Here is a 26,836-nt window from a genome sequence, read left to right on the forward strand (position 1 = left end):
GCCCACGGCGTAGGGATACGGGGTGAATAGGCCGCATCGATGATCGCGACATAGACCGGCTCCAAACCGCCCGTCTCTCGCCCGCCCGTGTGACAGGCGACGAGGAAGCAAGCCGGCGCGGCAAACGCTGCAGCGCGGATGATTGCACAGATCGACATGCGCCCTCTCTGAAACACAACCATTAATCAACCTAAATGCTACAGTTACAGCTTATACGACGTCAATGAGGCCACAAGCGGTCATTCACGGCCGAGGTCACTCCATTTCGGCCTAGGAAGTGAGAGGCCTTCGTTTCACAGGCTGCTTTTCTTGAAGGATCGGAATCATGTGGAAGAGGATTGGAAAAGCCGCGCTATGGGCGGTACTTTTCGCTACGGCTTGGCACGCAGGTCATCGCCATGGCGTGCAGTGGGAGCGCGAGGTCTATGAGCAGGTCGAGCAGGACATGTTCCCGATGAACGTCAGGATAGCGGCGGGGCGCGCCTACCGCTGCGGCTATGACCAGGCCGAGTCCGATCGGGCGCGGATGCTGACCGGGAAAGGGACTTGGGTCGACTCTTGGTGCAGCGAGCTGAAGGGGCCGTAGCTAACCGAGAAACCTCGAGCACCTGAGCGAACACCGGCGAGAAGGCGCTTCGCTGGAAGCTGAAATATATCGAGGCGTTCAACCGCATAGAGACCGAGTTAGGTGCCGGAGCCGGCATGGCGTTGACGTCGAGAAGCCTTGTCCGCCTCCCCGACGCCGGATGCAGCGCCTGCGAGAAGTGGAAAAGAATTACATTTTGGTAGGATTCAGCTGTTCGGCGGAAGGCGCTAAGAGAACTCGCAGCGCTCCAGCCTTGACCAATCTTTCATTATGAACAATGCGAACTTTGATGTTTCCTTCCGCTCGTATTTCAAGTGGAGATAGAATGAAGTTACGCGTTACGAATGCAAGCCTCAACACATCTGGATCACTGTCGGGAACAAACGGCTCAAACGCATCCACTCCATCAGGAGGCAATGCAATATTCTCCGCTATGGACGGCTTGTCATCCGGATCCAAAGGCAAAAAGACTTTAATCTCGAACTGCCTTAGTTTTTCCATAGCTGAAATACAGGTAATTGAGAGACCGAATTTTGGAATTATTATTGGAAAATGACCACTAACCAGCATGACCCCACTATAGCAGCCAATTAACGAAATTTTTCCGCCCACTTCCGACCGAATGTCGTCACAAAAAATGGTATAACCAGTTGGTTCCATTTCTGACTTCCTAAAGCGCCGACTCTACAACACTCGTCGGTCCGGTTGACTGCACGTGAGTTACGGTGGTACGCGGCCAGTGAATTCCGACATGGCGCTTTTCGACAACGGGCTGCTCCGCACCGTGGTTCTGGCCTGGGACCGACTCAGGCTTTTCGAGTCGGAAGACAATTTCCCGGTCCAGAGCCCACGCCAGATCAGAGATCGTTCTCAGAGTCAGGTTTTCTTCGCCTTTTAAAATGCGATTCACTTGTGAGCGATGGATCCCGAGAGCCTGCGCAACTTGCTCTTGAGTCAAACCACGCGCTTGCTTTTCGCTCGTGAAAGCCTTGATTATTTCGTCTCGCACCCTGCCGATGAAGCGGCCAGCCTTCCGTTGGCGCGGGTCGAGCTTAAGAAGAAAGGACATCGAAAATCCCCCCGCTCAGAAACTTGGGCACATCGAGATCTAAGAGGTCCCTTCGTCGTCGAACCTGATCCCGGTAACCGTCGTAAAGGCCGCGTTCCTTGCAGAAAACAGCCGTGACCACGTCCGCCGCAATGAAGTTGTCCACTGCAGGAAACCAGCCGAAAAACCTTATATCCGCTGTCTTGATTTCGAAGACTCCGCATTCGCTAGGCACCATAATGTGAGCACGCTTATAATGGCAAAGGTCGGCTCCTCTGATGAAATCGTAGAGGAGGAAGTCGACCTGCTCAGCTGGGCTTTGCCTGCCTTCGTCTAGGACAGATTCAAGCGTCGGAAGCATTTTTTCGAGCCACTCGATGACATGCGGAAAGGCATAGAAGGCCCGGACGGGAATCTCCCGTCGACCGAGGTCGACGGTTACCTTCTGCAGCGCTCCTCGAAGGCATAAGGTAGGGATCGTTGCCATATAAGTCAACAAATGAGAGAGGCTTAGCCCGATGTGGTCACTTCGTATCGTAAGCGACCAATAAACACGTGCCAACCAGCGAACAAAGCCTCCGTTCCAAACGATGGACGCCGAATTCGCCCCGTAGGAAAAGTGAGGGTAGGTGGAAGCTCGACCAGCAGGTCCGCTACGGGTCCGGTATAATTTTCATCAACCACCTTCCGTCACACAAGTTATTGATTTAATTGGTGCGGTTGCAGGATTCGAACCCGCGACCTACTGATTACAAAGAGCGAAAATCGATTACGCCTGTCTTCGCCTCCGTCGCACCACACGCGATATTTCAATTGGTTACGCCGTTTTAGATACGCCACCGTTCGCTGACATACCCTCCGCTCGGATTTGATCGGCTTCTAATAGGCTTCTAAAATCCGACGTGGAAATCGCTCCTTCCCGACTGTCGGAGGCCCCCGTGGCGAAAGGCAGAATCAACAAAACGAACGTCGACCGGCTCGCGTGTCCCGTCGGAAAGTCGATGGACGTCCTTTGGGACGACGCCCTGCGGGGTTTCGGCGTCGTCGTTCTTCCATCGGGACGCAAAACCTTCGTCGTGCAATGCAAACGCAACGGGCGCTCGCAGAAGGTCAAGATCGGCGTCTTCGGTCCGACTACGGCTGAACAGGCGCGCGCTCAGGCGCTAAATCTCCTCGGCGCTATCGAGGCCGGGGCCGATCCTGTCGCCGAGCGGCGCGCCGCGCGCGCCGTTCGCACCTTTCGTGAGGTCGCCGAAGACTTCATGGCCCAGCATGTTCTCACCAAGCGAAAGCCGAGGACGGCGGAATCCTATCGATGCCTGCTCGACAAATACGTCCTACCAGAACTCGGCGCCAAGCGGATCGTCGAGATCGGCCGCGCGGATGTCGCACGTCTTCATTCGAATCTCGGCGCCACACCGCGCCAGGCGAATGCGGCCGTGTCCGTCATTTCTGCGATTTGGGGCTGGGCCGCGCGGCGAGAAGAAACAGAATTCGGCAAGAACCCCGCGACCCGACTGGAACGATTCCCAGAAAGGCGATGGGAGCGCTACCTGTCGAGCGAGGAAATGGGACGCCTCGGTAAAGCGCTGCAGCGCGCCGAAACCGAAGGGATTCCTTGGATGGACGAGGAACCGCAGTCGAAGCACGGGGTAAAACCCGAAAACCGTCGCAGCATTTTCGATCCGTTCGCCGTGGCGGCAATCCGCCTTCTCATTCTTACAGGCATGCGCCCACGCGAGGTCTTGAACCTCGAGTGGGGTCACGTCGACTTCGAACGCGGCGCACTGTTTCTTCCCGACAGCAAGACGGGACGTAAGACGGTCATCCTCGGCGGACCGGCGCTCCGAGTGCTCAGCGAACTTCCACGCGTCGAAAAGTGCCCTTTCGTGATCGCTGGTCGCAGCCTCGAAAAGCCGCGCGCAGATCTGAACCGGCCATGGGTGGCGGTTCGGCGTTTCGCGAAGCTCGAAGGTGTACGCCTCTACGATCTACGTCATTCCTTTGCCAGCGTAGGAGCAGGCGCCTCATTGGGGTTGCCGATCGTCGGGAAGCTCCTCGGTCACTCGCAACCCGCAACCACGAACCGATATGCGCACCTCGACGCCGATCCTCTGCGTCACGCCGCAAACGCCATTTCGACTTCAATCGCTGCGGCATTGGCGGGAGACGCTCCGAAACCACAACAGTTCTTGGATCAAAACGGCGCCAAATGAGAAAATCCTCGCCTCACGATGCAGAAAGTCTGGATCATCTGAAAATCGGCTTGTGCCCTCCGAAGGTGGGGGCCAAACGTTCGAATCGTACCCGGTGCGCCAAATTCCGCCGATTGCCCTCCATAGTATGCTATAGCTGCCAAGGCTACGCCCATACGAAGGGCGGGAAATATCCTGTGTGGGGAAGAAACGTAGAAAAGGCGGCGTTTGACGGTAGTCAAGTTCGGATCGCTTACGGTCGATGAAGCGAATTTTGACCCTACTCAGACTCTGCGTAGGGGCTTTGATGGTGGTTCCGCGCGCCATCTAAGTCGTTCCCGTGGCACTCCACAGACCCAGAAAGCCGACGTTACTCGAACCAGTCTTTGTAATACGATGCGCCCCTCTACGGGTTCGAGGCGATTTCCAAGGGCATGACCTTCCCGATCCCTTAGAGAGGGTTTGCTTTCCTCTCCTTTGTGTTATCCGTCGTTCGGGGACGGACCGCGACGATCAACCAAGCAGAGCAGCGCTAGGGAGGGAGCAATTCTTGTCGATCACGGCTGACAGCGATTCGCCCCGACACGCCGACTGCGAACTCATGCCGTGGGACTTCGCTCGCGAGATCGCGAATATCGCGACTTCGCAACTTGAATATGCGCTCGAAGGCCGCCGGCGCAAAATCAAGGTCTATGAAAGCCTGAAGAATCTCAACGAGGTCATCGGGACCCAATATGGAGACCGCGTCCTTTTCGAGCTGGTGCAAAACGGGCATGATGCGCACCCGTCGAGCACGCTCGACGGCACCGGAGAAATCGCCGTCCGGCTCCTAATTTCTGCTGCCGATCGCGGCGAGTTGCTCGTCGCTAACCGCGGGCGAGCCTTTACCCGATCGAACCTCGATTCGGTCATCAATATCGGTACGAGCGACAAGCGTATCGGAGAAGGAATCGGCAACAAGGGACTCGGCTTTCGAAGTGTCGAGGCGCTGACCGACGAGGTTCGGATATTCTCGAGTTCCCCATTGGGATCGCGTGGCCGCTTCGACGGCTATTGCTTCCGATTTGCAACTCAGGATGAGATTGAGGCGGACTTGTCGACCATTGGCGCAAGCCCTGAGGACGCGCGCTACCTGGCCGCCACTGTGCCGCGGTATCTAGTTCCCAAGCCCGTGTCAGAACGAAACGATGCCCTCGACGCGCTTGCGGCCGCCGGCTTCGCGACCGTCGTCTCGCTGCCGTTGAGGTCTGTGGATGCCGTCGCGCTCGCCGAACGACAAGTGAACGAGTTGCTTGATCTTAAGGCGCCCGTGCTCCTGTTTCTCGACCGGCTTGCGGCGTTGGATGTGGAGATCGCACGCGAGGGCGCGTCAGTCATCCACCGTCGATCGACCCGCTCGGTAGAACCGATTGCCGATTTGGCATCCGATGCTTACTCGCTGGCGAAGGTCACGGTCGATGGTAGCACTTACCTGCTCACGCGCTCGGTGCTGCCCAAGGAACCCCTGCTCGATGCGATCCGTGCAAGTATGCAGACTGCCCCGACGCTGAAACGTTGGCTCGAATGGCAAGGTGAGGCGGTCGTATCGGTCGCCATACCGCTCGTCGGACGCGGTGCGGCAGGGCGTCTCTACAATTTCCCGCCGATGACCGAAAATGCGACGTCGCCGATAGCCGGCCATATCGATGCGCCTTTCTTCGCCGACATCGATCGCCGCTCGATGAAGCCCGATCTACCGCTCAACAGCCATCTGCTCGAGGCAGCTGCCACCGCTTGCGCGATAGCAGCGACCGAAATCGTCAATCGCTCCCTTGAATTACCGCCAACAGCCGTCGTGGATATCGCCGCATGGGCACTGCCGCATTTGCCGAAGCTGCTTGCTGCCTTCCGAAATATCAAACACCCACTGGGGAAATCAAAGATCTGGCCCGTCGTTTCCGGTGGTGCGTCGAACTGGGCTAGCTTCGAAACGCTTTATATCTGGCCCGAGGTGAAGACGGGACAAATGACGACGCGGCGGCTCGCGGAGGTTGCCGAGGCGGATATTCTTATCGATACGCTCGGCGCGGATCGCGTGTTCCGTATCAAGGCGCTCGCCGCGTCGATTAATTTACCCTTGGAGCTGTCCGACAAGGCGCTGGGCAAATGGACCGAAGCGGTGGCCAATAGGCTCGCACGCGAGCGCCGAGCCTCGCCGACGCGGTGGAAGACATTCCTCGATGATGTCCACAAGGTGTTTGACGCAGCTGCCGTTTCGCTATCGTCGCTCGAGGGCCGGAAGATTCTGATCGATGCCGATGGCAGGCTCCTTGTCGCGACAGCAAAGGGCCGCGATGGCGCTCCCCCGGTATTTGTGCGGACGAAGGGAGGGCGCGGCCAGCGCAGCGAAGGCCCGCCTCGCCCCCCGGCGTCGCTGAAGCGCAAGTTCCGGTTTCTAAGCGATGCGATCACGCTGACCGAGATGGCCCAGCGCGCATTCGAGAAGGCCGGCCTCCTCAGGGCTTACGATCCGCTCGACGTGCTGCTCGCGCTCAAGGGAGCGCTTGAAAAGGCGACCGATCTCCAGCGGCAGGAAGCGCTGCTCTGGTCGTTCAAGGTGTGGCGCGGTGGGGGCGGAAAGCAGGTCGAAGAAGCTCTCCGCGCAGCCGACTTGTGGGTGCCCACCCTCGGTCGATGGACCCGAGCACGCTCTGCGCTTTTCTCTGGAGCCTGGACATCGCTCGGCCGCACGGTAGAACAATATCTAGTTGAGGCGGCCGCCGTTTCGTCCGATTGCTGTCAGGCGCGTGACCGTTTGCTCGTCAGCTTCGGTGAGTGGCCGCGATCCGGCGCGGACGATCGGCGCGAAGATTGGGCCCGCTTTCTTTCGCTGCTCGGTACTAGCGACGGCCTTCCGCCGCTCGCTGCCCATATCGGGCACCGCGGGACGCCGAGTGGCCATTGGAACGGCATCCTCTCCACTATGTCGGCGAAGCACGGCTTCGACAGGGCGTGGGTCGCCAGGGTCGGCTCGACCTCATTCCAAAATCCCTACACGGATTACGACCTGACGGGTGAAATCTGGCGGCTGCCGGGTCAGACCGAATATTCTGAGCTGCCCATCGATGCCCGCGCCGCGCTGTCCGACCTCATCGTCACCTTCCTGCGCGACCATGATGACAAATATTTCCAATTCTCAATCGAGCATTATCGCCATCACAATCGCGTCACGCTGCCGACGCCGCTGGCCGTTTTTCTCGCCACGGCGCCTTGGGTCGCCAATACGAAACAGGACGAGATCATCTTTGCATCGCCCGCGGCGAGCTGGTCGACGACCGCGGCCCGCCAGCCGCCGCCACGTTTCGTTCCGCGCTTCCAATCTGAAGTCGGCGCTCGCGCGGCGCTGCCCGCGATCCTGTTCGACCCGCGCATCGGTCTGCAGGACTGGTCGAGCCGCGACAATGCGGCCGCGCGCCTCGCATCACTCGCGGACAGTCTTGAGGACCTCTCCGCCGCTGAACGCCGCGATCTGCGCGACCAGCTGCGTCGTGCCTGGAGCGACGTCGCGGACACAAAGCACGCCTTGCCCGCAGGGCTTTCATTGGTCGTCGAGCGTGCGGGAAGTCTTGAACTCTGTCATCCGGACCTGACCAATCCGCCGATCGTCCATGTTACGAGCGAACGACAGGGCTTCGCGGCGCGCGCCTTGGCCGATCGTGGAGAAGCGGTGCTCGACATAGGCGAGAATGACGGTGCGGCAATCGCGAGGCTCATCGACGCAACCGGCGGCTTTCGGGTGCAGGTCGCGGACTCGAGCGACGTGCGGCTCATCGTCGACGGCGAGGACTTCGAACCCGGATCGGACGATCCACCGCTCGTTGCCGACGCGCTCGCCTGGCTCGTAGACGCCGCAGTCCTTGCGCACGAGTATCTGGGCGACCCCTTGGAGTTGCGGACGATCCCGCCAGACGAACTGGAGCGCCGCCTACGCCAGATCCGACTCCGGCGCTGTACCAGCTTCGCGCTGATGATCGATGGTGAACTCGCGCACGCGCGCGGCGACGAACGCGCCCAGCCGGTCGCTCATCCCAAGTTGCCGACCCTGGTGCTGGTGGTGGACGGCGCGATAGGGCTCGACCTGCTCTGCGAGGCCGCGCCAGCCATTACGAAATTGATGGGTGTGCGCCGGAACACGCTGGAGACCATGCTCGAACGTATGGAACGGGCGGGATACGGCGGTGCCGGAAAGCCGAGCGATGCCCAATATGCACGCGCCATTAAACGCGACGAGAGCATCATCCGCGATCATTTCGCGGCGACGCGTAGCGGCATCGAATGGAGGTTGCGCGCCTTGCTTCCCGTCGTTGCGCATCTCGTGGGCCTCGAACGCGCCGGAGACCTCGAAAATCTTCACGAGCGGGTAGGGCCGTCGCTGAACCTGCGGTCATGGCTTACCGAGCGGTTCGACGAGACGATCGCCGAGAGATGCCTTGCCGCGGTAGAGGAGACCGACAATCAGGGACTCATCCGCCGGGCGATGGGATTCGATTTCGCAGCTTATGGCGAAACGCTCGCGGCGCTCGGCTATCCGCCGCTCAACGACGAGAACGACTTCCGGCGCATGTTCGAGGTGTATCTCGGGGAACTCAAGCCGGGGCTGCTTGATCGCGTCCGTCGTCGCTTTGCTCGCGAGTGGGCCTCAGGCGAAGACCTTGCCCCCTATGTGGCAGCGCGACACCTCGACTTCGTATCGTTCGATCCGGCATGGCTTCGGACCCTCGAAGCGCTCACTCGCGAGGTCGTGGCCGCCCGCGCCGCAGAGGCTGCCGAAGAACTTCTGGGTCCGGACGATCCGGCGGTCGATCTCCCTCCGCTCGACCGTGTCGCCGCCGACAACCGCAAGCTCGTGTTCGCCCATCACCCGGACCTGGCGGGACTGGTGCGCGCTTGGTGCCGCAAGAGCAAGGCACCGGTTCCGGCGTCGATCGAGGCGGTCGATCCACAGACGCTGGTCCGCGCGCTCGACGAGGCGGGCTTGCTCGACTTCGAGAAGCTCGACCCTGCCCGACTTCCGGAATTCTACGCGCGTGGGGGGGCTTGGCCCGCCGGGATGCCGCACACCGCCGATCTGTCGCTTCTTGGGCTCGTTCCTGACGACCTGCAACGCGATGCGATCGAGGCGCGTGAGGCGAAGCAGAAAGCGGAAGCCGCGCGGCGCACGATCCCGTTCGCAGGAGAGGATCTCGACGCGGGCGCTGGAGATTTCGTCCGGCGGTTCGAGGCACTTGCAGCGGCCGCGATCAAAGCCGGCGATGACTGGTTCACGCGTAGCCGCGCTCCGCGACTGCGCTCCCAGGATCAGCGCGCTCCTGGAACGCCCGGCGGAGGAGGAGGAAGTGGCGGTCAGTCGTGGCGGGCGCAGCCACCCGAAGCAGTGAAGACCGCGATGGGCATAGCGAGTGAGTGGCTCGCCCGAGAATATTTGCGCAGGCGGCATCCCAAGGAAATGACTGACGCTTGCTGGGTCTCATCCAACCGCGCCGCATTCTGCACGGGCCCCGCTGGCGATGATAGCTTCGGTTATGATTTCCGGGTCGTCACCGAGCGCAACGAATGGCTCTACGAGGTGAAGTCCGCGGTGGACTCAGGAGGCGAATTCGAACTCACCGCCCGCGAACTCGAGGTCGCAGGCAGTGCGAGTCTCGAGCGCAAGCGGCGATACCGTATCCTCTACGTCCCGTTCGTTTTCGATCCCGCCCAATGGCGCGTGCTGCCGCTGTCGAACCCGGCCGCCCCGAATACTCGCGAACGGTTCCGCGTGCTGCGGGGCGGTTCGGTGCGCTATCGCTTCGAGCGGCAATGAGGTGTGGCTGCGGGGTATATCGAAGCCTTTCTTGGACCTCCGGGTCTGCGCAGAGAGGTCCGCTATCGACTTACTAAAATCTAACAGATAATGAGGCACTGCAAACGAATGCGGCCCCGTCCAGCGTCCAATCCGGCGTTCACCGATCCGCCTCCACCGACGATATCGCATTCGAGTGCGTGATCGCGAACAAGGAACGACAGCGCGCCGTCAAGGGGCGCGAGGATTTCTAGGCCGCAGCAGTTTCAGTTCTCAGGCCTTCCTTCTCCGTCCTTTCCATCGACGGCACCGGAATGAACGGCACCGTCTTCCCGGAAAGAAACATCGCGCCGACGCGCTCGCGATGGGCGGCGACCGCATTGCCGACAGCCGGAAGCAACTCGTTCATCGCCCTGCGGTAGTCGTCGAGTTCTATGGGAGCCCCGGATATCGCCGGCTCGATCCGGACAACATTCTGCGGCCCCAGCAGCAAACGGGCTTGATTCGTTGCGGCTAGCGACTGGGCGTGCATGGCGGCGCCGATGACCTTGCGCCAATGGAACAGCCCCCCGACCGACATGCGGCGCGTCACGTGAAATGGATCCTGCCCGCATCCAATGCTGAGCACTTTGATGCGCTCGCGCGGCACGTTGTAGGCCACCATCGCCTCTATGACGGCGAGCATGAGAGGGTTGTTCGCCCAGATGCCGCCGTCGATCAGACGATATCCGCCGCTATCCAGGGCGCGATAGATGGTGGGCGCCGCCGAGGTCGCCAACGCGACGTCGACCATCTTCCGGCGCCAATCCTGCTCGTAGTCGGCATGGTGCCGCGTCTTGAAGAGGAACACCTCGCTGAAGCGCCCGTCGAATGAGGGGATCACGTGGCGGACCTTCGATTCCCCAAGGAGCTTCTCGCCCAAAAACTCCTGAAGAACGCGCTGCAAGGCGAGCCGGTTGTAACGATGGAAGGCCGCGTTCACGAAGTTGTTGCGGACGAATTTCCAGCTCCGACCCAAGGCGTTGTCCCACACGGGCGGGAAGATCTGAGGCCCCCGGTGCATATAGAGATCCCGGATCTCGCGAGCCGTCTTGCCCGCGCCGAGTCCGAGAGCAAGAATTCCGCCGGTGGAGGTTCCTGCGACGAGGTCGAAATAATCCACGATGGAGGCGTCGGCGCCGAGGGCCGCCTCAAAATCCGCAAGCACTCCCGCAGGGAAGAGCCCGCGGATACCGCCTCCATCGACAGCGAGGATGCGAAAGTCCCGGTCTGCCGGCCAAGCCTGTGGAACCCGGCGTGAAGGGATTGACCCCGCCGATCGCGGGAGCACGGGCTGTTCGTATGACATTCGTCGCTCCTTGTGGGGTGATTGCCGCCGCCGGCCCATTTGCCGGTTAGCTCCCAACCCTCGTAGTAGAAGAGCCATTCGCAGGCCCAAGGGATGATCGTTTCGGCTATGAGCCGGTCGGAGGACCATTCGTCGCCGCGCGGGTCAAAGAGGCAGAGAGAAAAGCCTTGGCCGTCGTCATCGACATAAATATGCGGCGGCCTCTTGCCCGTTCCTCGGGGGTCGAGACCGATTGTTGGGGTGATGACGCGAACAGTGACGTAACTCGCCCCTATGACCCCGGTCTCAAAATAATAGAGCCGCGGAAAATATCGGATGTTGATGGTGTAGCGGCGCGCGATAGGCGTCACTTTTCCTTCCCAAGCGCCGATGAAAGTCCCATCGAACAGGAGTCGAAAGCCCGGCCAGTCGCGCCGGATCGCCTTATCCTGCTCGATGACCGCGAGCGGGCGCAAATCAGTCTCCGTAGAAGTTGTGCGCCGCCGGCTGCTTGGCCGCCGCAGGCGTCACGAGTCCGCTCGCGGCGCCGATGACACGGCCCGTCGCCGGAACGATCCGATTGCCGCCCGGCGCGGAGCGACTGACGTATTCGTCGAGCACCTTTTTGGCCGGGCGCTCGCCAAAAAGGCCTTCAAGAACCTTGCCCATCTCCGCCAAGCTGAGATTGCCGCTTCGGAGGACGTACATCTTCGCCACGAAGTCCCGCAGGTCGGCGATCATAAGATCCTGATCCGCGTCCGACGCGGGCCAGCGATCGGTGAGAACGTCGGCGGGGCAGCGGGGGTTGGCTTCGTAAATGAGCCGTTCTCGCGCCTTCCCGAACTCGAGTCGCGCCAATATGCAGCAAGCCTGATGCAGCACTTCTTCGGACAGCGTCCGAGTTCGGTTCGCGTTGTCGGCGATCAGTTTAGACAGCAGGACCGAGGGCGGCCGACGTAGCCGCAAGCGATCCCGACGTGAGAACAGAACGTTGCGCCAACGCTTGATCAGTTGGAGGGCGATCAGTGCGCGCGACTTTTGATAGGCTGGCTCCTGATCTGGGACGAGCTCGGCGGGGGCCCGGGCCGTAATTTTCCGGGCGTCGAATGCCAAGGAGCGTTTCTCGAAATACCGCGCGAATTCCTCGTCCTTTGGAGTCTTTTCCTTGAACCATTCGGCGAGGCCCCAAGGATTGGCGAGGAGACGTCGATCTTCGACCTGGGGATCCTCCGGCTTGCTGTGGAAGATAGTACTGGTGCGGGGCGTCTGAAGCGCGACCAACACGGCGGGCGTCAGGTCGATGTGCATACCGTCCTCGTAGCTGACGCAAACGCATCGCGTGTGTCGGATCGTCATGTCGAAATAGCGCGAGCCCTCCTCGCCCCGAATCGCTTCGTAGAGCGTGTCCAAGACGGCCTGCGGGTCGGAGTCGGCGCGTATGTCGAGATCAACGATCGCGTCGAGGTCATATTCCTCCTGGTCCGACACGCGCGCTACAGTGGCGCCGATCGCCATGGAGCCCTGGGGATACATGAGCCTAACGAGCCCGTGCAGCGGGCTGGCCTTGCGGTCGATCCAATCCTGCATCGTCTCGAAACGCGCGACGGCTTTGTCGTGCTCCGTCTTGGAGAGCTGCACGCTGATCGCGATGTCCGCGAGCAGAACGTCGATCGGCTCCGACACGCCGAGCGGGGAGAGGCTTTTCGGGTTGAAGTTCAAAGTTCGGTCCTTTTACAAGGAGAATTTGCGCGGGAAGCGATTTCCTGCGACCATTCCCATGCTGTCCTGATTTTGAATGCTCCACCCATGCCGATTTCGGACAGATCTTTTTTTGTCCGAATTCCCGTGGCACGGAGCAATTGATGTCGAGGGCCAGAAGCATGCGGGCCGTCAATGACTGAAAACGAAATTGATGATGGGGCGACGGGGAACTCGTTGACGCTCGACGAGCTGCGCGAGGCCTTGGGGTCGCTTGGACCGCTCGAGCTTAAAAAACTCAGGGCGGCGGCGGCGGTGCTCTCACGGGGAACGGGTTGCGACGTGGACGAAGTCGTATCCGACGCGGTCGATGCCGCGCTGACGACAAGGGAATGCCCGCGTGGCCTCCCGATCCTAGTCTTCTTGGTTCAAACGATCCGTAGCCGCGTCAGCAACCATCGAAAGAAGGTCAAGACGTCCGCGGTGTCGATACGTACTCCCGCAGGACACCTCGATGGGAATGGCATGCCGGAGGTCGTCGATCCGTCCCCGAACGCGGAAGCGGCCTTGATCGAGCGCGAAGCGGTCGACCGAAGCGCGTCAGATGCGGAGATGGTCCGAAAGATAAATGATGCTTTGCAAGACGACTATGAGGCACAACTTTGCTTGGCGGGTTGGACTGACGGAATGAGAGGGCAAGCGTTGCGGGATCTGGTCGGCGTTGACCAAAAGGCGCTCGATTACATTGCCAAGAGGATACGAAGAGTCGCTTGGCGGCTCTTTCCCAAGGGGTGGCGGCCATGAACAATAAGAAAACGCCGTTGGATCAATTCGAGGATGCTTTCATCGACAGTATCCTGAACATGTCCGCAAGCGAACTCGATGAAGAGCTGCGCGACTTGGGGCTCGATCCAGAGGTGGCAATCACGCAAACAAAGGCGGCAGTAGCTCGCGGCATCATCAAGGCAAACAAGACCAATTTTGCTCGGAAGCGCAGTCAGCTAACCGATGTAAAGGCTCGCCTCGCCTCCTCGTCCAAACTCGGAGACCGGAGTGGTGCGGTCGCTCGGTTCGAGAAAATGAAGACCGGCGATCCCGAACTGTCGAATAGGATGATGATGGCGGCACGCAAGGGGAAAGGGCTGAGCGAGAACGACGTCGAAGCAATTCTTGAGGACTTGGACGATCTCGAGAAGCTTGAAAAAGGCGACGACGGGAAATGACGCCGGCGGAGAAACTCCTTCAAAGTCTGGGAATTGACGATCCGAAGGAAATAGATCTGGAAGCCATCGCGTGGCACATGGGCGCGTTGGTCAAGCGGCGTCCGCTCGATGGTTGCGAGGCGCTAATAGTCGGGAACCAGCGAAAAGCTATAATATCGGTGAACAGCTTAAGTATCGAGACACGACAACGATTCTCGATCGCCCACGAAATTGGACATTGGCACTACCACCGTGGACGAATTCTGTTCTGTGAAGGTCGTGACTTCGGCAGCCCAACCTCTCCAATCAGTCCGGAAAAGCAAGCTGACGATTTCGCCTCTGACCTTATATTGCCAAACTACATTTTTCTACCGATAGTCAGGAAAATCAAGCGTTTGAATTTGAAGATTGTTCGCGACATCGCCGGGCAATTCAGAGCAAGTTTGACGGCTACTTTGATCAAGCTGGTGATGTCGGATTACTTCCCGATCATGCTCGTATGCCACTCGCAGTCAGGCCGAAAGTGGCCGTGTCGTCCGCCGTCGCTACAACGATTTTGGTTTCCCAGGGAGGAACTCGATCCCGAAAGCCCGGCTTTCGATCTTCTGTTTCGTGGGGGCAGAGAGGACACGATCCCACGAAAGATCGGTGCCGATGCATGGTTCGATTTCCGCGGGGCTGAGCGTTATGAGGTCCATGAACAGTCTTTCTCCCTGCCCGGGAATGAAATTCTAACCTTGCTCATCCTTCCCGACAGCGCCATGGGATAATCCGTCGTCCGTGAAAAGTGGGCGGTTACGCGAGGAAGGGCCGATTTTCTAACTGCCTGTCTCGCAGTGCACGGCTGATTGGATGGCGGAATGGCGATCAGCCATACGTGACCCCCTATTCGGTTTCGAAACCCTGGTTATCGAATTTCAAGGTGCGGCTGTTCTCGGTGACGGTGCGCACGAGCTGATCCGTGGCTCCGTTGGGAAGCCTGGCCTCGATCTCGATAGTGACGGTGACTTCCGCACCCATCTGACCGGCCAAGTGGGCGATCACTTCATCGGCGATGCGGCCGGCATCACGACCCACGCGGGTCGAATCGACCCGCACCGACCCATGGAAGCGCCGAAGCTGCTGGACCGCTGGCGGTGTCGGGAGCGTTTCGCCCGGACCGGTACGAGGATCGGGCCCTCCACCGCCTCCGGGGTTTGGAGTGGCGCCAGGATTACTAGGAGAAGGCGTCTCGGCGTCCAGTTGCTTGCCGGCCACTTCGGGCTTGACGAGGAACGCCGGACTGTCGGTCGAGACGTTGACGCCGTGCCCGCCGCGCAGCCCGCGATAGCGTGATGCCGCCTCGTCGTAGCTCTCGGCATAGCCGAACGTGTCCGCACGCCAAGTCAGCAACGCGAGCCCGTCCCGGATAGCCTGCACCAGAACCTCGGGTCCGGCGAGGCGCGGCAGATAGAGATAGCGCGCGAAATCGTCGATGAGCTGCTTCACCGCAACATGATCGCCGCGCCACAGGGGAACGTCATCTAGGTGCTTGCGCAAGATCGTCGAGCCGAGGCCTGCGACCAGCAGCTCGTCGCTGCGAAGCTTCTTGCTGGCCCGGACCGCTAGGGCGTCGCTGCCGGTGAGCCGGGAAGCTTGCCAAATGACTGGCGCCTGCGGAGTCGATTGCTCTGGAACGAGAAGCCATTGATAGGTCTCAGGCAGCCTTGCCGTTACGGCGCCTTCGGCGGCCTGCTTCTGGGTTTCGGCCTGACGGGTTTGGTGCGGGTCGAGGTTGAGCGCCTCCTTCTCGGCAACGATCGACGACCATGCCAGATACTTGCGCAGGGCTTCGTCAAGGTCTTGCAGCCGCACTTTATCGGCGGCGAGGAAGACCAGCGCGTTCCGATAGAGACGAGGTGCGTTCCCGCGCGATTCCAGGATTGCTTTCGCCGCCGTCTCGGCGGCGTTGCCGCTTTCCTTGGTGTAGGTCTGCTCCGCAGGGAGAACGACAAGTCGAGCGTCGTAATCGTCTGGCACATCCGCGCCCGAGCGAGGCATCGGATGGATTCGCAAGAAGTCACCGGCGCGCTTGAGGTCGGCGCGCAATCGCGCCTCCAGTTCCGCGGCTACCTTGTCGGGATCGCGCTTGAGTTGCTCGGCCCGGTCCTCGGCCAGCTTCGTCACCGTCGGCTGGGTCGCGTACCAGGCGCGTGGTCCGTCCTGATAGAGATAGGTGGCGGCCGACGCGAGCCGGCGCAGCGCGTCCCCGAAAACGGCCGGCGTCTCGCCCGGCATCACGCAGCCGAGTTTCACACGTCGGTCTTCCAACCCGCGATGGGCCGCTGCCGCGGTTGGCGCAGAGCCCAGATAGATGGTGCGCGCGACACGCCGCGTCGCCGACAGCTTACCCAGATTTGGCACCTCCCCGTCGATCCTCAGAGGGAGCGAATTGGGGCCATCGACATCCTTCTCGATAATCGGCACCCAATTGTCCGAGAGGTATCGCGTCAGTTCGAACTGCACCCGTGGATCGTCGATCGGGATCGTCGACGGCAGGATCAGCGGGCTGCGGTCGCCCTTCTCCCAGAGGCTGTGGATCACCGCAGCCATCAGGCGCAGCACGCCGCGCGTCCGCTGGAACTTCACCAGTGTCGACCAATCGGTGTAGAGCCGATCGAAGATCTCGGGGTGAATCGGATAGGCGGCCTGGATGCGCCGCTCGTAGTCGCCCCCGCGGCACTCCGTTGGAAACTCGGCCGCCTGCGCCTGATAGAGGTCGGCGAACGCCCGCGCCGTCAGATCGCGCTGTTTGAACATATCGCCTGCGATCGGCTCGAAGAGTCTTCGCCGTACGATCTCAAAGCCCTCTTCCGCTGTCGCCGGCCGCCACGACGACTCGACACGCCCGACGACATTACGAAGGCGGTCGAGAGCCTCGCGGCCGCGAATGCCGCCCACTTCCACGTCGTCGGCCCGAGTGTGCGGCGATCCCGCCGCGTCGGACGCCGGCAACGAGACGACGAGCAGACAATTTCCGGCCAACTTGGCTGATTCGGTCAGCGCTTGCGCAAAGGTGAACTGGGTCTCAAATCCACCGGCTGGCAGATCGCTCTGGTCGTGAAGCTGGCGCGCATAGGCCACCCATTCATCCACGAGCACAAGACAGGGCCCATGTTCGACGAACAGTTCGCGCAGCAGGTCGCCGGGGCTGGTCGCCCTTTCGTCATCCTTGGCGATCCGCGCGAAAGCCTTCGTGCCGCCGAGTTGGTAGGCGAGTTCGCCCCACAACGTGCGCACGACCGTGCCATCCGGCTTGGTCACGGGATTGCCGGGCGAAATCTTGTTGCCGACCAGCACGACGCGCCTGGCATTCGGCAGGGTCTTCACGCCCGCCTCGGCCATCACAGCGTCGATGCCCACCAGTTCGCCAGGAGCGGCACCACCGAAGAGGTGATAGAGCGCGAGCATGGAGTGGGTCTTGCCGCCGCCGAAATTGGTCTGAAGCTGTACGACCGGATCGCCGCCCTGACCGGACAGCCGCTGCACGCCGCCGACCAGAAGGCGCTTCAAGCTCTCCGTCAGGAAGGTGCGGCGGAAGAACTCCGCAGGCTTGCGGTATTCGTCGCTGCCTTCGCCGAGATGCACCTGCCACAGGTCGGCGGCGAACTCGGCCTGCTGATAGCGGCCGCTGGCGACGTCAGCATGGGGCGTCACCACCTCGCGCCAGGGCTTCAGGTTTCCGGCCGCCGCCGGCTCGATCAGCGAGCCGCCCGCCTTGCGCTTCTCTCCGCGTACCTGCTCGTCGAAGATGAGCCGGCGCAGCTCCATCTTCATCTTCCCGACCTCGTCGGCCTGTGGCGCCGAGACAGCCGTGAGCAACCGCCCCATCGAATCGAGCGCCCGGTCGGCGTCGTCGCTGGAGAAGGGATTCTGGTGCGCCCACTTGTTGCGGACATCCCGCAGCTCGCTCACCAGGCTGCGCTCAGCGAAACCCAGCGTGCGCTTGAACACGTCGTTCCAGGTTTCCCATATCAGTTTCAGCAAGCCGGCGACGTCCCACTGCGCGATGGGCTTGTTGCCCAGCATCGGGTCTTCGGCGAAGCGGCGCACGGCGTCCATGCGCACGGTCCCAGCCTTCACGGCCGCTTGCACCTCGCGTTCGACGAATGGGCCGAGACCCGCCCGCAGGAGGTCCATCGCCTTGCCGACACGCTCCTGATTGGTCATGGCCATGGATCAGCGCTCCCCCGCAGCGAAAAGGTCCGGCTCGGCTCCCGCCGGTTTGCCTCCCTCCTGGGCGAGGCGGACGATCTCGGGCCAGCTTTGGACCAGGCCATTATAGGCGAGCGCCTCGGTGGCCCGCTTCTTGCGCTCGCAGATGGTATAGAGCCGGTAGGCAAGCTCCCGCGCGGTCTCCGCCCGAGCGCCGAGCTTGGCGACCAACTCGGCCGCCGCGCTTTCACCGCCGCTGCCGAGCACACGGATGAGGTGATGCACGACTTCCCAAGAGGTCAGGCGCGGGTCCGTCGCCGGATCCCAGTTTGCGGGTAGCTCTTCCGGCTTCAGAAGCCGTACCTTGCCGCGCCGAGAATCGAGGATGCCAGTTTGAGCGAGTCCTCCGACAGACGTGTTCTTGGCCTTGCTGAGCGTTTCGGCGACACCATACTCCCCCTCGGCAAAGCCGTTTTGCTCGAACCAAGCCATCGCCCAGCGGCTGTCGGCGTCAAAATCGCCTTCCTGTTCGGCCAGGGCCTCATCAAGCGTTGCATTGATCAGCGCCAGCGCCTCCCGCACCGAGACAGCGTTGCCTTCAGCATCGAGCACCTTCGCATAGCGGGTATAAACTGCCATGCCAGGGCCGATAGCCGCCTGCGCAAGGTCGACTGGTGCGATGTTGCCGGCCTGGAGATGCCGCAAAGCCCCGGGCAACTCAGCTTTCAGCGCCGCGACGAATTCACGACGCGTCGCAGAAGGCGCCGAGGCATCGTGTTGGCGGCAGACGAGGATGATGCTTGAAGCGAGAGCGTTAGTGCCAATGCCGATGGAGCGGGCACCTCTTTCAGTTCGGATCGGCCACGTCCCGCTGATGCCGAATCCCGCTCGGATTACGGCATCGAGGAATGTTTCCCAGCCGGTATTTGCCGTGCCCTCCGTGTCTTCTGTCTCTGACTGCTTGAAGGCGTAGTAGATGGTGACCGGGAAGGCTGGATGCGCTTGCTCCGCGAGACGGTGCATTGCGTTCGTCATACCGTCGAGGAAGAACTTCTCCGCGTTCTCCTTTCCGCCATGCCGATATGGCGTGGCCACCAGCTCCTCAACCTTAGGCACCGCGAGGGTGGAAAAGAGATCGGGGAAAACAGGTCGCAACGACCGGCGTAGCCAGACGTAAAAGAAGTCTGACAAGTCAGCGTAGCCGATATTGTCGTAGTAGGGCGGGTCGGTAGAGACCACCGCGTCACGAGCAAGATTCGAACGAACAGCGTCGACCTGTGTGGCCTGTGCGACGGCGCCTGTGGCCGCACATCCCGCCAAAGCGCCGGCCACAATTCCCACAGAAGCAGAGAAACTCCCACCGATGTCGCAGAGGGGATTCACTTCCGCATAGTCCCAAACCATAGGAATAGCCTGACGAGCAAAGAGGCCTTTTGGGCGATCCTCTTTTGAGTACCAAGGAACAATGGTACAACCGTACTCTGCGGTTTTGTCTTGTGCAGAAGCTAAGTAAACGCTCACAGCATCCGCATATGCCGTTGCGCCGACACCGCCGTCGCGCAGCGGTTTTTCGTCGTCTGAGAATCCGGTAGCGATCGCGTCCTGACCAATGTGTTCGCGCACCTCCGCTAGGAGGTCAGAGAATGTAGTCAGTGAAACGAGTTGGCGATCAGTGAATAGATCGCTCCAAGATGTAAGACCGTAAGGCGTGCAGTTGCCGCCTGTCATGCGAGCGGCAATATCCCCCTCAGGTCGCCATGTAGGCTTTTCTGCTCGGGCCGTGGCTTCGTGCTCTGGTGTGGGTGAAAAGTAGACGCGCCCACGCGCTCCTTCAGCCACGATCCCAAAGAGCCGTGCGCCCATCCTGCCAGCTTTACCTTCGGATTTGATATAGTCCCCAGAGATGGGCGAGCCGGACATCACGCAGAGAAAGTTCGCACCACGTCCATTGGCTTTCGTTCCGGCCTTCGCCGCTCCCATGTCGTTCGGTTTGCCTGCCTTAACAGCGAACCGATAGGAGGCCCCCTCTATCACGGGCTCGACATAGACCTCCTTGCCGGCCTTTGTAGACAGCATAAAGGTCGAAGCCAACGGAACGTCCACGGTCGCAAAGGCGGGGTTGGGACTCTTCACTGTACGCGCCCAGAGCCATGCAATGACGGTTAACTTCTGGCCCTCGTAAGGCCGCAAGTCCGGGCGTTCGGCCACTATGTCGGCGGTAATCTCTATCTTCGGATAGAGATGCCCGATCCGCGTCTCGGCCCTATCTCGTATCCACTGACCGTAGTAGCGAACGTCCTCGGCCAGCCCCTGCGCACCCTTCCAATGTACGTGAAGGTCGCGCTTTGGATTGACTGGCGGTCTCCCCACGAATTTTGGCGGAATCTCTATAATCGCCTTATTAATCACCACCGCGACTGGATTTAGATCACTAGCGTAGGCTTCGAGTCCCAGTCGTTGCGCCTCCAGCGGCAGCGCGCCACCACCGGCGAAGGGATCATGGAAGACGGGCAACTTTCGTCGATCGAACAATTCGTGCGCGCGGGGATGATCGGCATTTTCGGCGCAAGCACGGCGCCAACTCTGCCAGATTTCGTCACGCGCCTTTTGCAGCACCACCTCGTTGGTAGTGTTCTCCCACTCCACCAACTCCTCGATGATGCGGAACAGACGCGCACGCTCTCTCTCTCGGTCCTTTTCAGTACGAAACAGGTCTGGAAAAGACGAAGGATCGTCCACCATTTGCGCGAAGATCACAGCCCGAGCAGCCGCTAGAGGACGTTGCGCCCACCACTTGTGGAGCGCCGAAGGATTTCCACGGTAGATAAAACCTTCCCGCACCGACGCCTTGTTTATGGAGTCAAGCGGCAACGCGACCTCGATCAGTTTCTTGCGGATCATTGCGCCTCAACCAATAGACTTAGAATTCGTCGTGGGGCGGCGTCCGGCATCACGGTTGCCAATCCTGCCGGTGTGGCCGCATGCAGCCGTCGATCGCCGATAAAGGATTCGAAGTGCTCCTCGAAAAAGCGCGTGACGCTACGCTGATAGAATTCGTGAGGTTCTCTAGATTGCGAACCATGGATGGAAATGGCAGGAACAACGCTCACCCCATAAGGGGTGTATAGAAAAACAAACGACGCCGGACTAATCGAAAGCATTTTATCACATTGGTCACGAAGGCGCTTGCTTTCCTTCTTTGACATGCGCTCTCCGGGATTTATCAGTTTTGCCTGTGCCAAAAATCCCTTGTTAACTTCGAAATCAGGCAGTTTGGCAGTGAACACACCGGCAAAATCCGCGCCTACGCGGCTCTCCTGTGCGCCGGGGCCTCTGTCGGTAAATGTCTTCGCCTGCCATTGCACTCCGCGCGACTCGAACCCGTTCATTACGTGCTCAATTGAACCCAACATTCTGTCGGTGAACGCAGGCTCTTGCTCAACGCGCCCTTCGACAAGCGCGCCAGTGACTCGCTCAACGGCTTCCCCGATTCTGGATGCCGCCTCCCGCACAATGGCGTACCCTCGGATCATGCCGGCACCTCAGCTCTCGCCAGCAAGCGATCGAAATCGTAGTTGACGCTTGTCACGCCGAACTCCGGCTCTTGTTGGAAAGCCCGGCGCAGGTAACGGACCTCATGCGATCCGTCCGCGCCAAACGCGACCATCCCCAGGATGAAATCGTCAGGCTTGTTCAGCGAATAGAGGATCTCGTTCTTGGTCACGGTGACGGTGTCCGCGCCCGCGACGCGCCCCTTCACCTCGATGAAGCGCAGACGCCCTGTGCCGGGGATGGCGCTTTCGATGTCATAGCCGAGCTTCTCGAACTCCCGATCGACCGGCACGAACCCGAGCCCGCGCTCGACCTCCATGACGATCTCCCGCGCCCGTGCGGCGGCGGCCTGGGTATCCACGGCGGTCTGGGCTGGCACCTGGGGCTGCCCGCCCATCGCACGGATCAGGCCGATGGGCGCGACCAGCATGCCGCCGAGCACCACAGGCGGCAGCGGCGCCAACTGACGCTCGCGTTTGATCTCCTCCATGCGTCTCTGAAGGCGAGCTTGAAGCTCGTCGGCCCGCTTGCGGGCCTCGCCGGAGTTCAGCCGCGCATTGGCCTTGCCGGCGCGCTCCTGCTCCTTGAGCTGCTCGGCCCGGAAGTCCCAGTAGTTGATCTCCTTGGTCAGGCGGTCTTTCACCGCCGCCTCGGTCTTGACGAGCAACGCGAGCTTGCGGTCCCGCACCTCAGTCAAGTGCTCTGGCACCACTTGGGCGATGGCGTGCGCCTGCGCTTTGCTTTCGAGGTCGCGGCCGATCCATGATGCCTCGGGCCGGACCAGGAGCGCTTCCGCCGTCGGTTCGCCCTCGCCGAGCGGGCGATAGTCGAGATAAGGCGCATAGTTGAGGTGTCGCGCTGTTCCGTTGGCGTCGATCTCCACGAACAGCAGTCGCTTCGAGACGACGCGCCGTTCACCTGCCTTGGTGACACTCGCATCCTGGATCGCGTGTTCGAGGAAGAGCAGCACGCGCGGCCTCGTGCCTGGATCGCGTTCGTCGACCAGCACGGCGCCGCGTCGCAGCAGGTCGCGATAGCGTTCCAGGCTGATGTCGATCACGGCATTCAGCAATGGATGACCCGGGCAGACGAACGCCGCCAGCGGCTGCCCTGGCGGCGCCACGAGCGCCTTCTCGAACGAGACACGTTCGTAGCGCGGCAATACCGGCTCGCCGAAACCGATCAGGCGATCGCGGTTGCGCACGGACGCCGGCACATGCGTGATCTCGTAGCGCCGCGGCTCACGCTGCCGAATGGCGCCGCCGAGCCGCTTGAAAGCTTCGAGGAAGAAGGATTCGACATAGTGAGGCTGGAGCCGGCGCGCCTCGGCCCGCTCCATCTCCTCACGGATGCGATAGACCCGTGAAGCGTCCATGGAGTCGTGCGCCAGCGCGCGGTTTTCCAGCAGGTCCCGCAGGGCGTCCTTGTCGAAGGCGTGTTCGACAACCTTGGTCAGCCGCGCTCGAACTTCCGGCTGATCGCCATAGCGGATCGCGTCGATCAGCAGCTCGCGTAATGAGCGCCCTTCGAACTGCACCTTGCCGAGCACGTCGAAGACCTGTCCGCCCAGCGCGCTGCGCGCCTGCGCCAGCTTGTCCAGCAGCTTGTGATAAACATCACCCTCGCGAGTCTCCTCGGCGACCAGATTCCAGAGGTGGCAGACTTCAGTCTGGCCAATGCGGTGAATGCGCCCGAAGCGCTGCTCCAGCCGGTTCGGGTTCCAGGGCAGGTCGTAATTCACCATAAGGTGAGCGCGCTGGAGATTGATGCCTTCGCCAGCGGCGTCGGTCGCCAGCAGCACCTGGACCTCGGGATCGTGGCGGAAGGCTTCTTGGGCCTTCATGCGCTCCTCCCGCCCCATACCACCATGAATGACGACAATTGCCTGATCGCGTCCGAGCAGCGTGCCGATCCGCGATTGCAGGTAATTCAGCGTGTCGCGGTGCTCGGTGAAAATGACCAGCTTCTGGTGTGGCGAGGGCGTGGGCTTGGGCGGCTCAGGCAAGCCCGCGTCATAGGCTGCGGCTTCTTCCGCGAAGCCGTTCGTGATCGATGCTGGCGTGAAAATCTCGCCGAGCAGCGCCGCCAGCTCGCGCCATTTCTTGTCCTCGCCGCTCCGCCGGATCGAGAGCGCTAGCGCTTCAAGACGCTTCAACGTCTCGATCTCGATCCGGAGCTCTTCAATCGAGCGCGCCGCCGTTGCCTGATCGAGGACCTGCTCCTCGGTCGCTTCCAGTTCGGCGTCGGGCGCGTCGTCCAAGTCCTCGACGTCTTCCCGATCGAGCAACGGGGTGCGCGTGTCGAACACGCCGCCGACCTGACCGGCGCGATGCAGCACCTCCAGCTCACGTAGCCGGCTTTCAAGCCGTTCACGTCGGCGCCGCAGGGACTGGTAGATCGCCTCGGGGGACGAGGCGAGACGGCGCTGAAGGATGGTCAGCGCGAAACCAACCGTTCCGGCGCGCTTATCATTCTCCAGCGCCTCCGCGCGATTGAATTCTTCGCGCACATATTCGGTGACAGCCTTGTAGAGCGCGGCCTCCGCGTCCGAAAGCTTGTAGGGGACGGTGTAGGCGACGCGCTCGGGGAACAGCGGCGTTGCATCGAACTTCAGCAGGTTCTCCTTCACCATGCGCCGCATCAGGTCCGAGACGTCGGCCACATGCACGCCATCGCGGAACCTGCCCTCGAAGCGATCACCATCGAGGAGAGCCATGAAGAGCTGAAAGTCCTCCTCCTTGCCGTTGTGCGGCGTCGCAGTCATCAGGAGGAAATGCCGCGTGAGCTGCGAGAGGAGCTGCCCGAGCCGGTAGCGTTTGGTGTATTTGATCTCGCCGCCGAAGAAGGTGGCGGAGAGCTTGTGCGCCTCGTCGACCACGACGAGATCCCATCGGCAATCGGGCGCTTGCAGCTTGATTTGGACGTCCTCGCTGCGAGCGAGCTTGTCGAGCCGCGCGATGGCGAGGTTGGTCTCCAGGAACCAGTTGCCGGTGCGCGCCGCCTCCAGCTTGTCGTTGGTCAGTATGTCAAAGGGCAGATTGAATCGGCGATAGAGCTCGTCCTGCCATTGCTCCGCCAAGCTACCTGGGCAGACGACGAGACAGCGTTGTAGGTCGCCACGGGCGATCAGCTCCTTGATGAGGAGTCCCGCCATAATGGTCTTGCCGGCGCCCGGATCGTCGGCGAGCAGGAACCGCAGCGGCTGGCGCGGCAACATGCTCTCATAGACGGCCGTGATCTGATGCGGCAGCGGCTCGACGACGGAGGTGTGAACCGCCAGGACCGGGTCGAACAGATGGGCGAGGTGAATGCGCTGGGCCTCGGACACAAGCCGGAAAAGGGCGCCGTCCCCATCGAAGCTCCACGGCCGTCCTTCCTCGACGATTTCGAGATCCGCCTCCCGATCCCGGTAGAGCAGTTCGTTACCGACCTTGCCCGCCGCGTCCTTGTAGGTCAGTTCGATGGCGTCGGATCCGAACCATTGAACGTTTACCACCGTCACGACTCCGCTGGGCAGGACTCCGCGGATCGATCCGCCGGGCTTGAGGTCTTCGAGGACCGCCATTCAGCCCTCCACCGCCGTCGCCCCGACGGCGGCGAGTTCCGGCCCCCGGTTCAGGAGTACGATCTGCTGATCTTGGGGGCGCCTTACGGCGGGAGCGGTGTCGAGACCGAGACGCTTCAGTGCATAGTAGAGCAGCGCCTTCCGTACACGGATTTTCGCCTTATCTCCGCGCATCCCATAATCGAGAGCGACGACCTTTTTCTGTGTTTCGGAAAGCTCGGGATGAGGACCGATCTCAAGGGTGACGAACTCGTGCCAATCGTCATCGGTGTCGGGCGCGACTTCGCTCGTCCTCGTGTCGCGCGTCTCCAGCATCCGCGAGAGCAGGAAATCCTTGAACGTCCGGTCGGTCTCGCAGTAGGCCCGGGCGTGCCACCGAAAGCCGTCAAAGCCGATCGCGTGCGGCGCTATCCACCGCCAACGAGGTTCGGGGCGGGAGAGCGACTGGTAGCGAATCTCGATGGCCTGTGACATACGGATTGCCGCCATGACGCTGCGCAGGATCCCTGCGTTCACGCCGCGAACAGGCGTGGGCGCAGCGTCGTAGGACGGAGACTGCCTGATCCAGGCATGGGATCGGTCGATGATTCCTTCGAAAACCGATCGGAGCTGGTTGAGATAGGCAGCCGGATCAGGCTTCAGAAAACACGGCTGGAAGCGGTTGCTGGCGACGTAGCGCTTTGCGCTCTTGTCGTAGATTGCATTGTTCGGCGCACGCTCCTGATAGAGTGTGAGGTCCTTCGAGGCTTGCGGCACCGACACGTCGAACATCTCCATGATGTCGGCGCGATTGACGCCGCCCTCCCAAAAGAGGCGGAACTCGATGAACTCGAGCCGCTGCTCCACCCCCCATTTCAATGCCGCGGCGGCTTGCGCCATCAAGCTCTCTCCAGCCGGCTACCGAATAGCTGCTATCCGGACACAAATAATGTATCCATATACTTTTTAGCCTCACCGTGCTGCGCAGGTCAAGGGCGGGGTCAGGATGGGGTCAGATATCATCTGGGGAATGTCTTACCCTTCGGCCAAGCCAGCGTCTCGGCCGACCTCATCTGCAAGGGGAACCCCACCCTTTAGAGTGAGAGTGCGGATCGGGTTTCCGTGGACGGGTTGAGGGCTGGAGGAGAGGCCTCCGGCGCCCGTCGTGGAATGCCCCAATGACCAAGGTGCAAATTCTGGACGCCGTGCGCGATCATACACCCGGCTACAAGGTAGACGTGAGCCGCGGCGAGCGCGTCGGCCGCGTATCGTCAGAGTGGTTCTCCCGGCCGCCAGACGAGCGCTTTCAGTCCCTGTCGGACCTCTACGCGGCAGTGCGCGGACGGACCGAGCGCAGCCGGACCCGAACGGTGGAGAGCGCGGCGATCCGGGTGGAGGCCGACCGCTGCAACGCGGAGCGCCTCACTCTGACATTGCCCGGCTCCGACGCGCCGATCGCGCCGACGCATTGGAGTTTCGGTCAGCTCGCGAGCCTGGTCGGCGCACCGGCCGCCTACCTCCGCCAGCTCCCGGCGCCGCTCGCCGGAATTAACCTCCAATACGGCTTGACGTCGAATCGCGCCGAACAGGTCAAAACATTGGAGATCGAAGACGGACGCGTCGAGCTGCGCGCTGTCACCGGCCCGGACTATATTCATTATCTAAACAG

At 61.2% G+C, this 26,836-nt stretch carries 15 protein-coding genes and 1 pseudogene; 7 read left to right on the top strand and 9 right to left on the bottom strand.

All coding sequences use genetic code 11. The annotated features are described in order from the left end of the window. Positions 1-325: 325 nt before the first annotated feature. The gene (locus A1351_RS23345; protein WP_064034065.1) at positions 326-586 is read left to right on the top strand and encodes a hypothetical protein; all 261 of its coding nucleotides are present in this window, start codon (positions 326-328) and stop codon (positions 584-586) included. Positions 587-775: 189 nt separating this feature from the next. On the opposite strand, the gene A1351_RS25040 is transcribed toward A1351_RS23345, so the two are convergent. Next, a complete protein-coding gene (locus A1351_RS25040; protein WP_134188295.1) occupies positions 776-1,246 on the bottom strand; it encodes a hypothetical protein in 471 nt (156 codons plus the stop codon). Positions 1,247-1,256: 10 nt separating this feature from the next. Then, entirely contained in the window at positions 1,257-1,655 is a 399-nt protein-coding gene (locus A1351_RS24230; RefSeq protein WP_083967480.1) for a helix-turn-helix domain-containing protein, read from the bottom strand. 917 nt (positions 1,656-2,572) lie between these two features. Here A1351_RS24230 and A1351_RS23355 point away from each other — a divergent pair. After that, a complete protein-coding gene (locus A1351_RS23355) occupies positions 2,573-3,850 on the top strand; it encodes a site-specific integrase (protein WP_245291715.1) in 1,278 nt (425 codons plus the stop codon). 529 nt (positions 3,851-4,379) lie between these two features. Beyond that, a complete protein-coding gene (locus A1351_RS23360; protein ID WP_157096482.1) occupies positions 4,380-9,671 on the top strand; it encodes an ATP-binding protein in 5,292 nt (1,763 codons plus the stop codon). A 229-nt stretch (positions 9,672-9,900) separates the two neighbouring features. On the opposite strand, the gene A1351_RS23365 is transcribed toward A1351_RS23360, so the two are convergent. Next, positions 9,901-10,998: a CBASS cGAMP-activated phospholipase gene (locus A1351_RS23365; RefSeq protein WP_064034068.1), complete on the bottom strand. Its 1,098-nt coding sequence runs from the start codon at positions 10,996-10,998 to the stop codon at positions 9,901-9,903. Positions 10,999-11,454: 456 nt separating this feature from the next. After that, entirely contained in the window at positions 11,455-12,696 is a 1,242-nt protein-coding gene (locus A1351_RS23370; protein ID WP_064034069.1) for a nucleotidyltransferase, read from the bottom strand. Positions 12,697-12,870: 174 nt separating this feature from the next. On the opposite strand from A1351_RS23370, the gene A1351_RS23375 reads away from it, so the two are divergent. From A1351_RS23375 to A1351_RS23385, 3 genes are read left to right on the top strand one after another with little or no spacing between them, the layout of a single operon-like run. After that, a complete protein-coding gene (locus A1351_RS23375; protein WP_064034070.1) occupies positions 12,871-13,479 on the top strand; it encodes a hypothetical protein in 609 nt (202 codons plus the stop codon). Beyond that, positions 13,476-13,898 carry a hypothetical protein gene (locus A1351_RS23380; RefSeq protein ID WP_157096485.1) on the top strand — a complete coding sequence of 141 codons (423 nt, stop codon included), beginning with the start codon at positions 13,476-13,478 and terminating at the stop codon, positions 13,896-13,898. Before A1351_RS23375 ends, A1351_RS23380 begins: the two co-directional genes overlap by 4 nt. Continuing rightward, positions 13,895-14,647: an ImmA/IrrE family metallo-endopeptidase gene (locus tag A1351_RS23385; RefSeq protein ID WP_064034072.1), complete on the top strand. Its 753-nt coding sequence runs from the start codon at positions 13,895-13,897 to the stop codon at positions 14,645-14,647. The genes A1351_RS23380 and A1351_RS23385 overlap by 4 nt, the downstream gene beginning before the upstream one ends. A gap of 115 nt (positions 14,648-14,762) precedes the next feature. Here the strand turns inward: A1351_RS23385 and A1351_RS23390 are convergent, their stop codons facing one another. The 5 genes from A1351_RS23390 to A1351_RS23410 form a co-directional block, all read right to left on the bottom strand. After that, a complete protein-coding gene (locus tag A1351_RS23390) occupies positions 14,763-18,092 on the bottom strand; it encodes a Swt1 family HEPN domain-containing protein (protein ID WP_064034073.1) in 3,330 nt (1,109 codons plus the stop codon). 3 nt (positions 18,093-18,095) lie between these two features. Then, positions 18,096-20,972 carry a DUF1156 domain-containing protein gene (locus A1351_RS23395; RefSeq protein WP_064034074.1) on the bottom strand — a complete coding sequence of 959 codons (2,877 nt, stop codon included), beginning with the start codon at positions 20,970-20,972 and terminating at the stop codon, positions 18,096-18,098. Continuing rightward, the gene (locus tag A1351_RS23400; RefSeq protein ID WP_157096486.1) at positions 20,969-21,460 is read right to left on the bottom strand and encodes a hypothetical protein; all 492 of its coding nucleotides are present in this window, start codon (positions 21,458-21,460) and stop codon (positions 20,969-20,971) included. Before A1351_RS23400 ends, A1351_RS23395 begins: the two co-directional genes overlap by 4 nt. Before the next feature lie 140 nt (positions 21,461-21,600). Continuing rightward, positions 21,601-25,188 (bottom strand): helicase-related protein, encoded by a 3,588-nt coding sequence (locus A1351_RS23405; RefSeq protein WP_064034076.1) that lies wholly within the window; start codon positions 25,186-25,188, stop codon positions 21,601-21,603. After that, entirely contained in the window at positions 25,189-26,067 is an 879-nt protein-coding gene (locus A1351_RS23410; RefSeq protein ID WP_064034077.1) for a WYL domain-containing protein, read from the bottom strand. It abuts the gene before it with no gap. A 278-nt stretch (positions 26,068-26,345) separates the two neighbouring features. Between A1351_RS23410 and A1351_RS23415 the strand changes: the two are divergent. Beyond that, positions 26,346-26,836, top strand: a pseudogene (locus A1351_RS23415) (DUF932 domain-containing protein); the annotation flags it as partial.

Source organism: Methylosinus sp. R-45379 (assembly GCF_001644125.1).
Classification (GTDB): domain Bacteria; phylum Pseudomonadota; class Alphaproteobacteria; order Rhizobiales; family Beijerinckiaceae; genus Methylosinus.

Excerpts from the sequence above, each read along its gene's own strand:
- A1351_RS23400 (WP_157096486.1), bottom strand. The coding sequence starts at position 21,460 with ATGAACGGGTTCGAGTCGCGCGGAGTGCAATGGCAGGCGAAGACATTT.
- A1351_RS23380 (WP_157096485.1), top strand. The coding sequence starts at position 13,476 with ATGAACAATAAGAAAACGCCGTTGGATCAATTCGAGGATGCTTTCATC.
- A1351_RS23395 (WP_064034074.1), bottom strand. The coding sequence starts at position 20,972 with ATGATCCGCAAGAAACTGATCGAGGTCGCGTTGCCGCTTGACTCCATA.
- A1351_RS23390 (WP_064034073.1), bottom strand. The coding sequence starts at position 18,092 with ATGGCCATGACCAATCAGGAGCGTGTCGGCAAGGCGATGGACCTCCTG.
- A1351_RS23365 (WP_064034068.1), bottom strand. The coding sequence starts at position 10,998 with ATGTCATACGAACAGCCCGTGCTCCCGCGATCGGCGGGGTCAATCCCT.
- A1351_RS23405 (WP_064034076.1), bottom strand. The coding sequence starts at position 25,188 with ATGGCGGTCCTCGAAGACCTCAAGCCCGGCGGATCGATCCGCGGAGTC.
- A1351_RS23375 (WP_064034070.1), top strand. The coding sequence starts at position 12,871 with ATGACTGAAAACGAAATTGATGATGGGGCGACGGGGAACTCGTTGACG.
- A1351_RS23410 (WP_064034077.1), bottom strand. The coding sequence starts at position 26,067 with ATGGCGCAAGCCGCCGCGGCATTGAAATGGGGGGTGGAGCAGCGGCTC.
- A1351_RS24230 (WP_083967480.1), bottom strand. The coding sequence starts at position 1,655 with ATGTCCTTTCTTCTTAAGCTCGACCCGCGCCAACGGAAGGCTGGCCGC.
- A1351_RS23385 (WP_064034072.1), top strand. The coding sequence starts at position 13,895 with ATGACGCCGGCGGAGAAACTCCTTCAAAGTCTGGGAATTGACGATCCG.
- A1351_RS25040 (WP_134188295.1), bottom strand. The coding sequence starts at position 1,246 with ATGGAACCAACTGGTTATACCATTTTTTGTGACGACATTCGGTCGGAA.
- A1351_RS23345 (WP_064034065.1), top strand. The coding sequence starts at position 326 with ATGTGGAAGAGGATTGGAAAAGCCGCGCTATGGGCGGTACTTTTCGCT.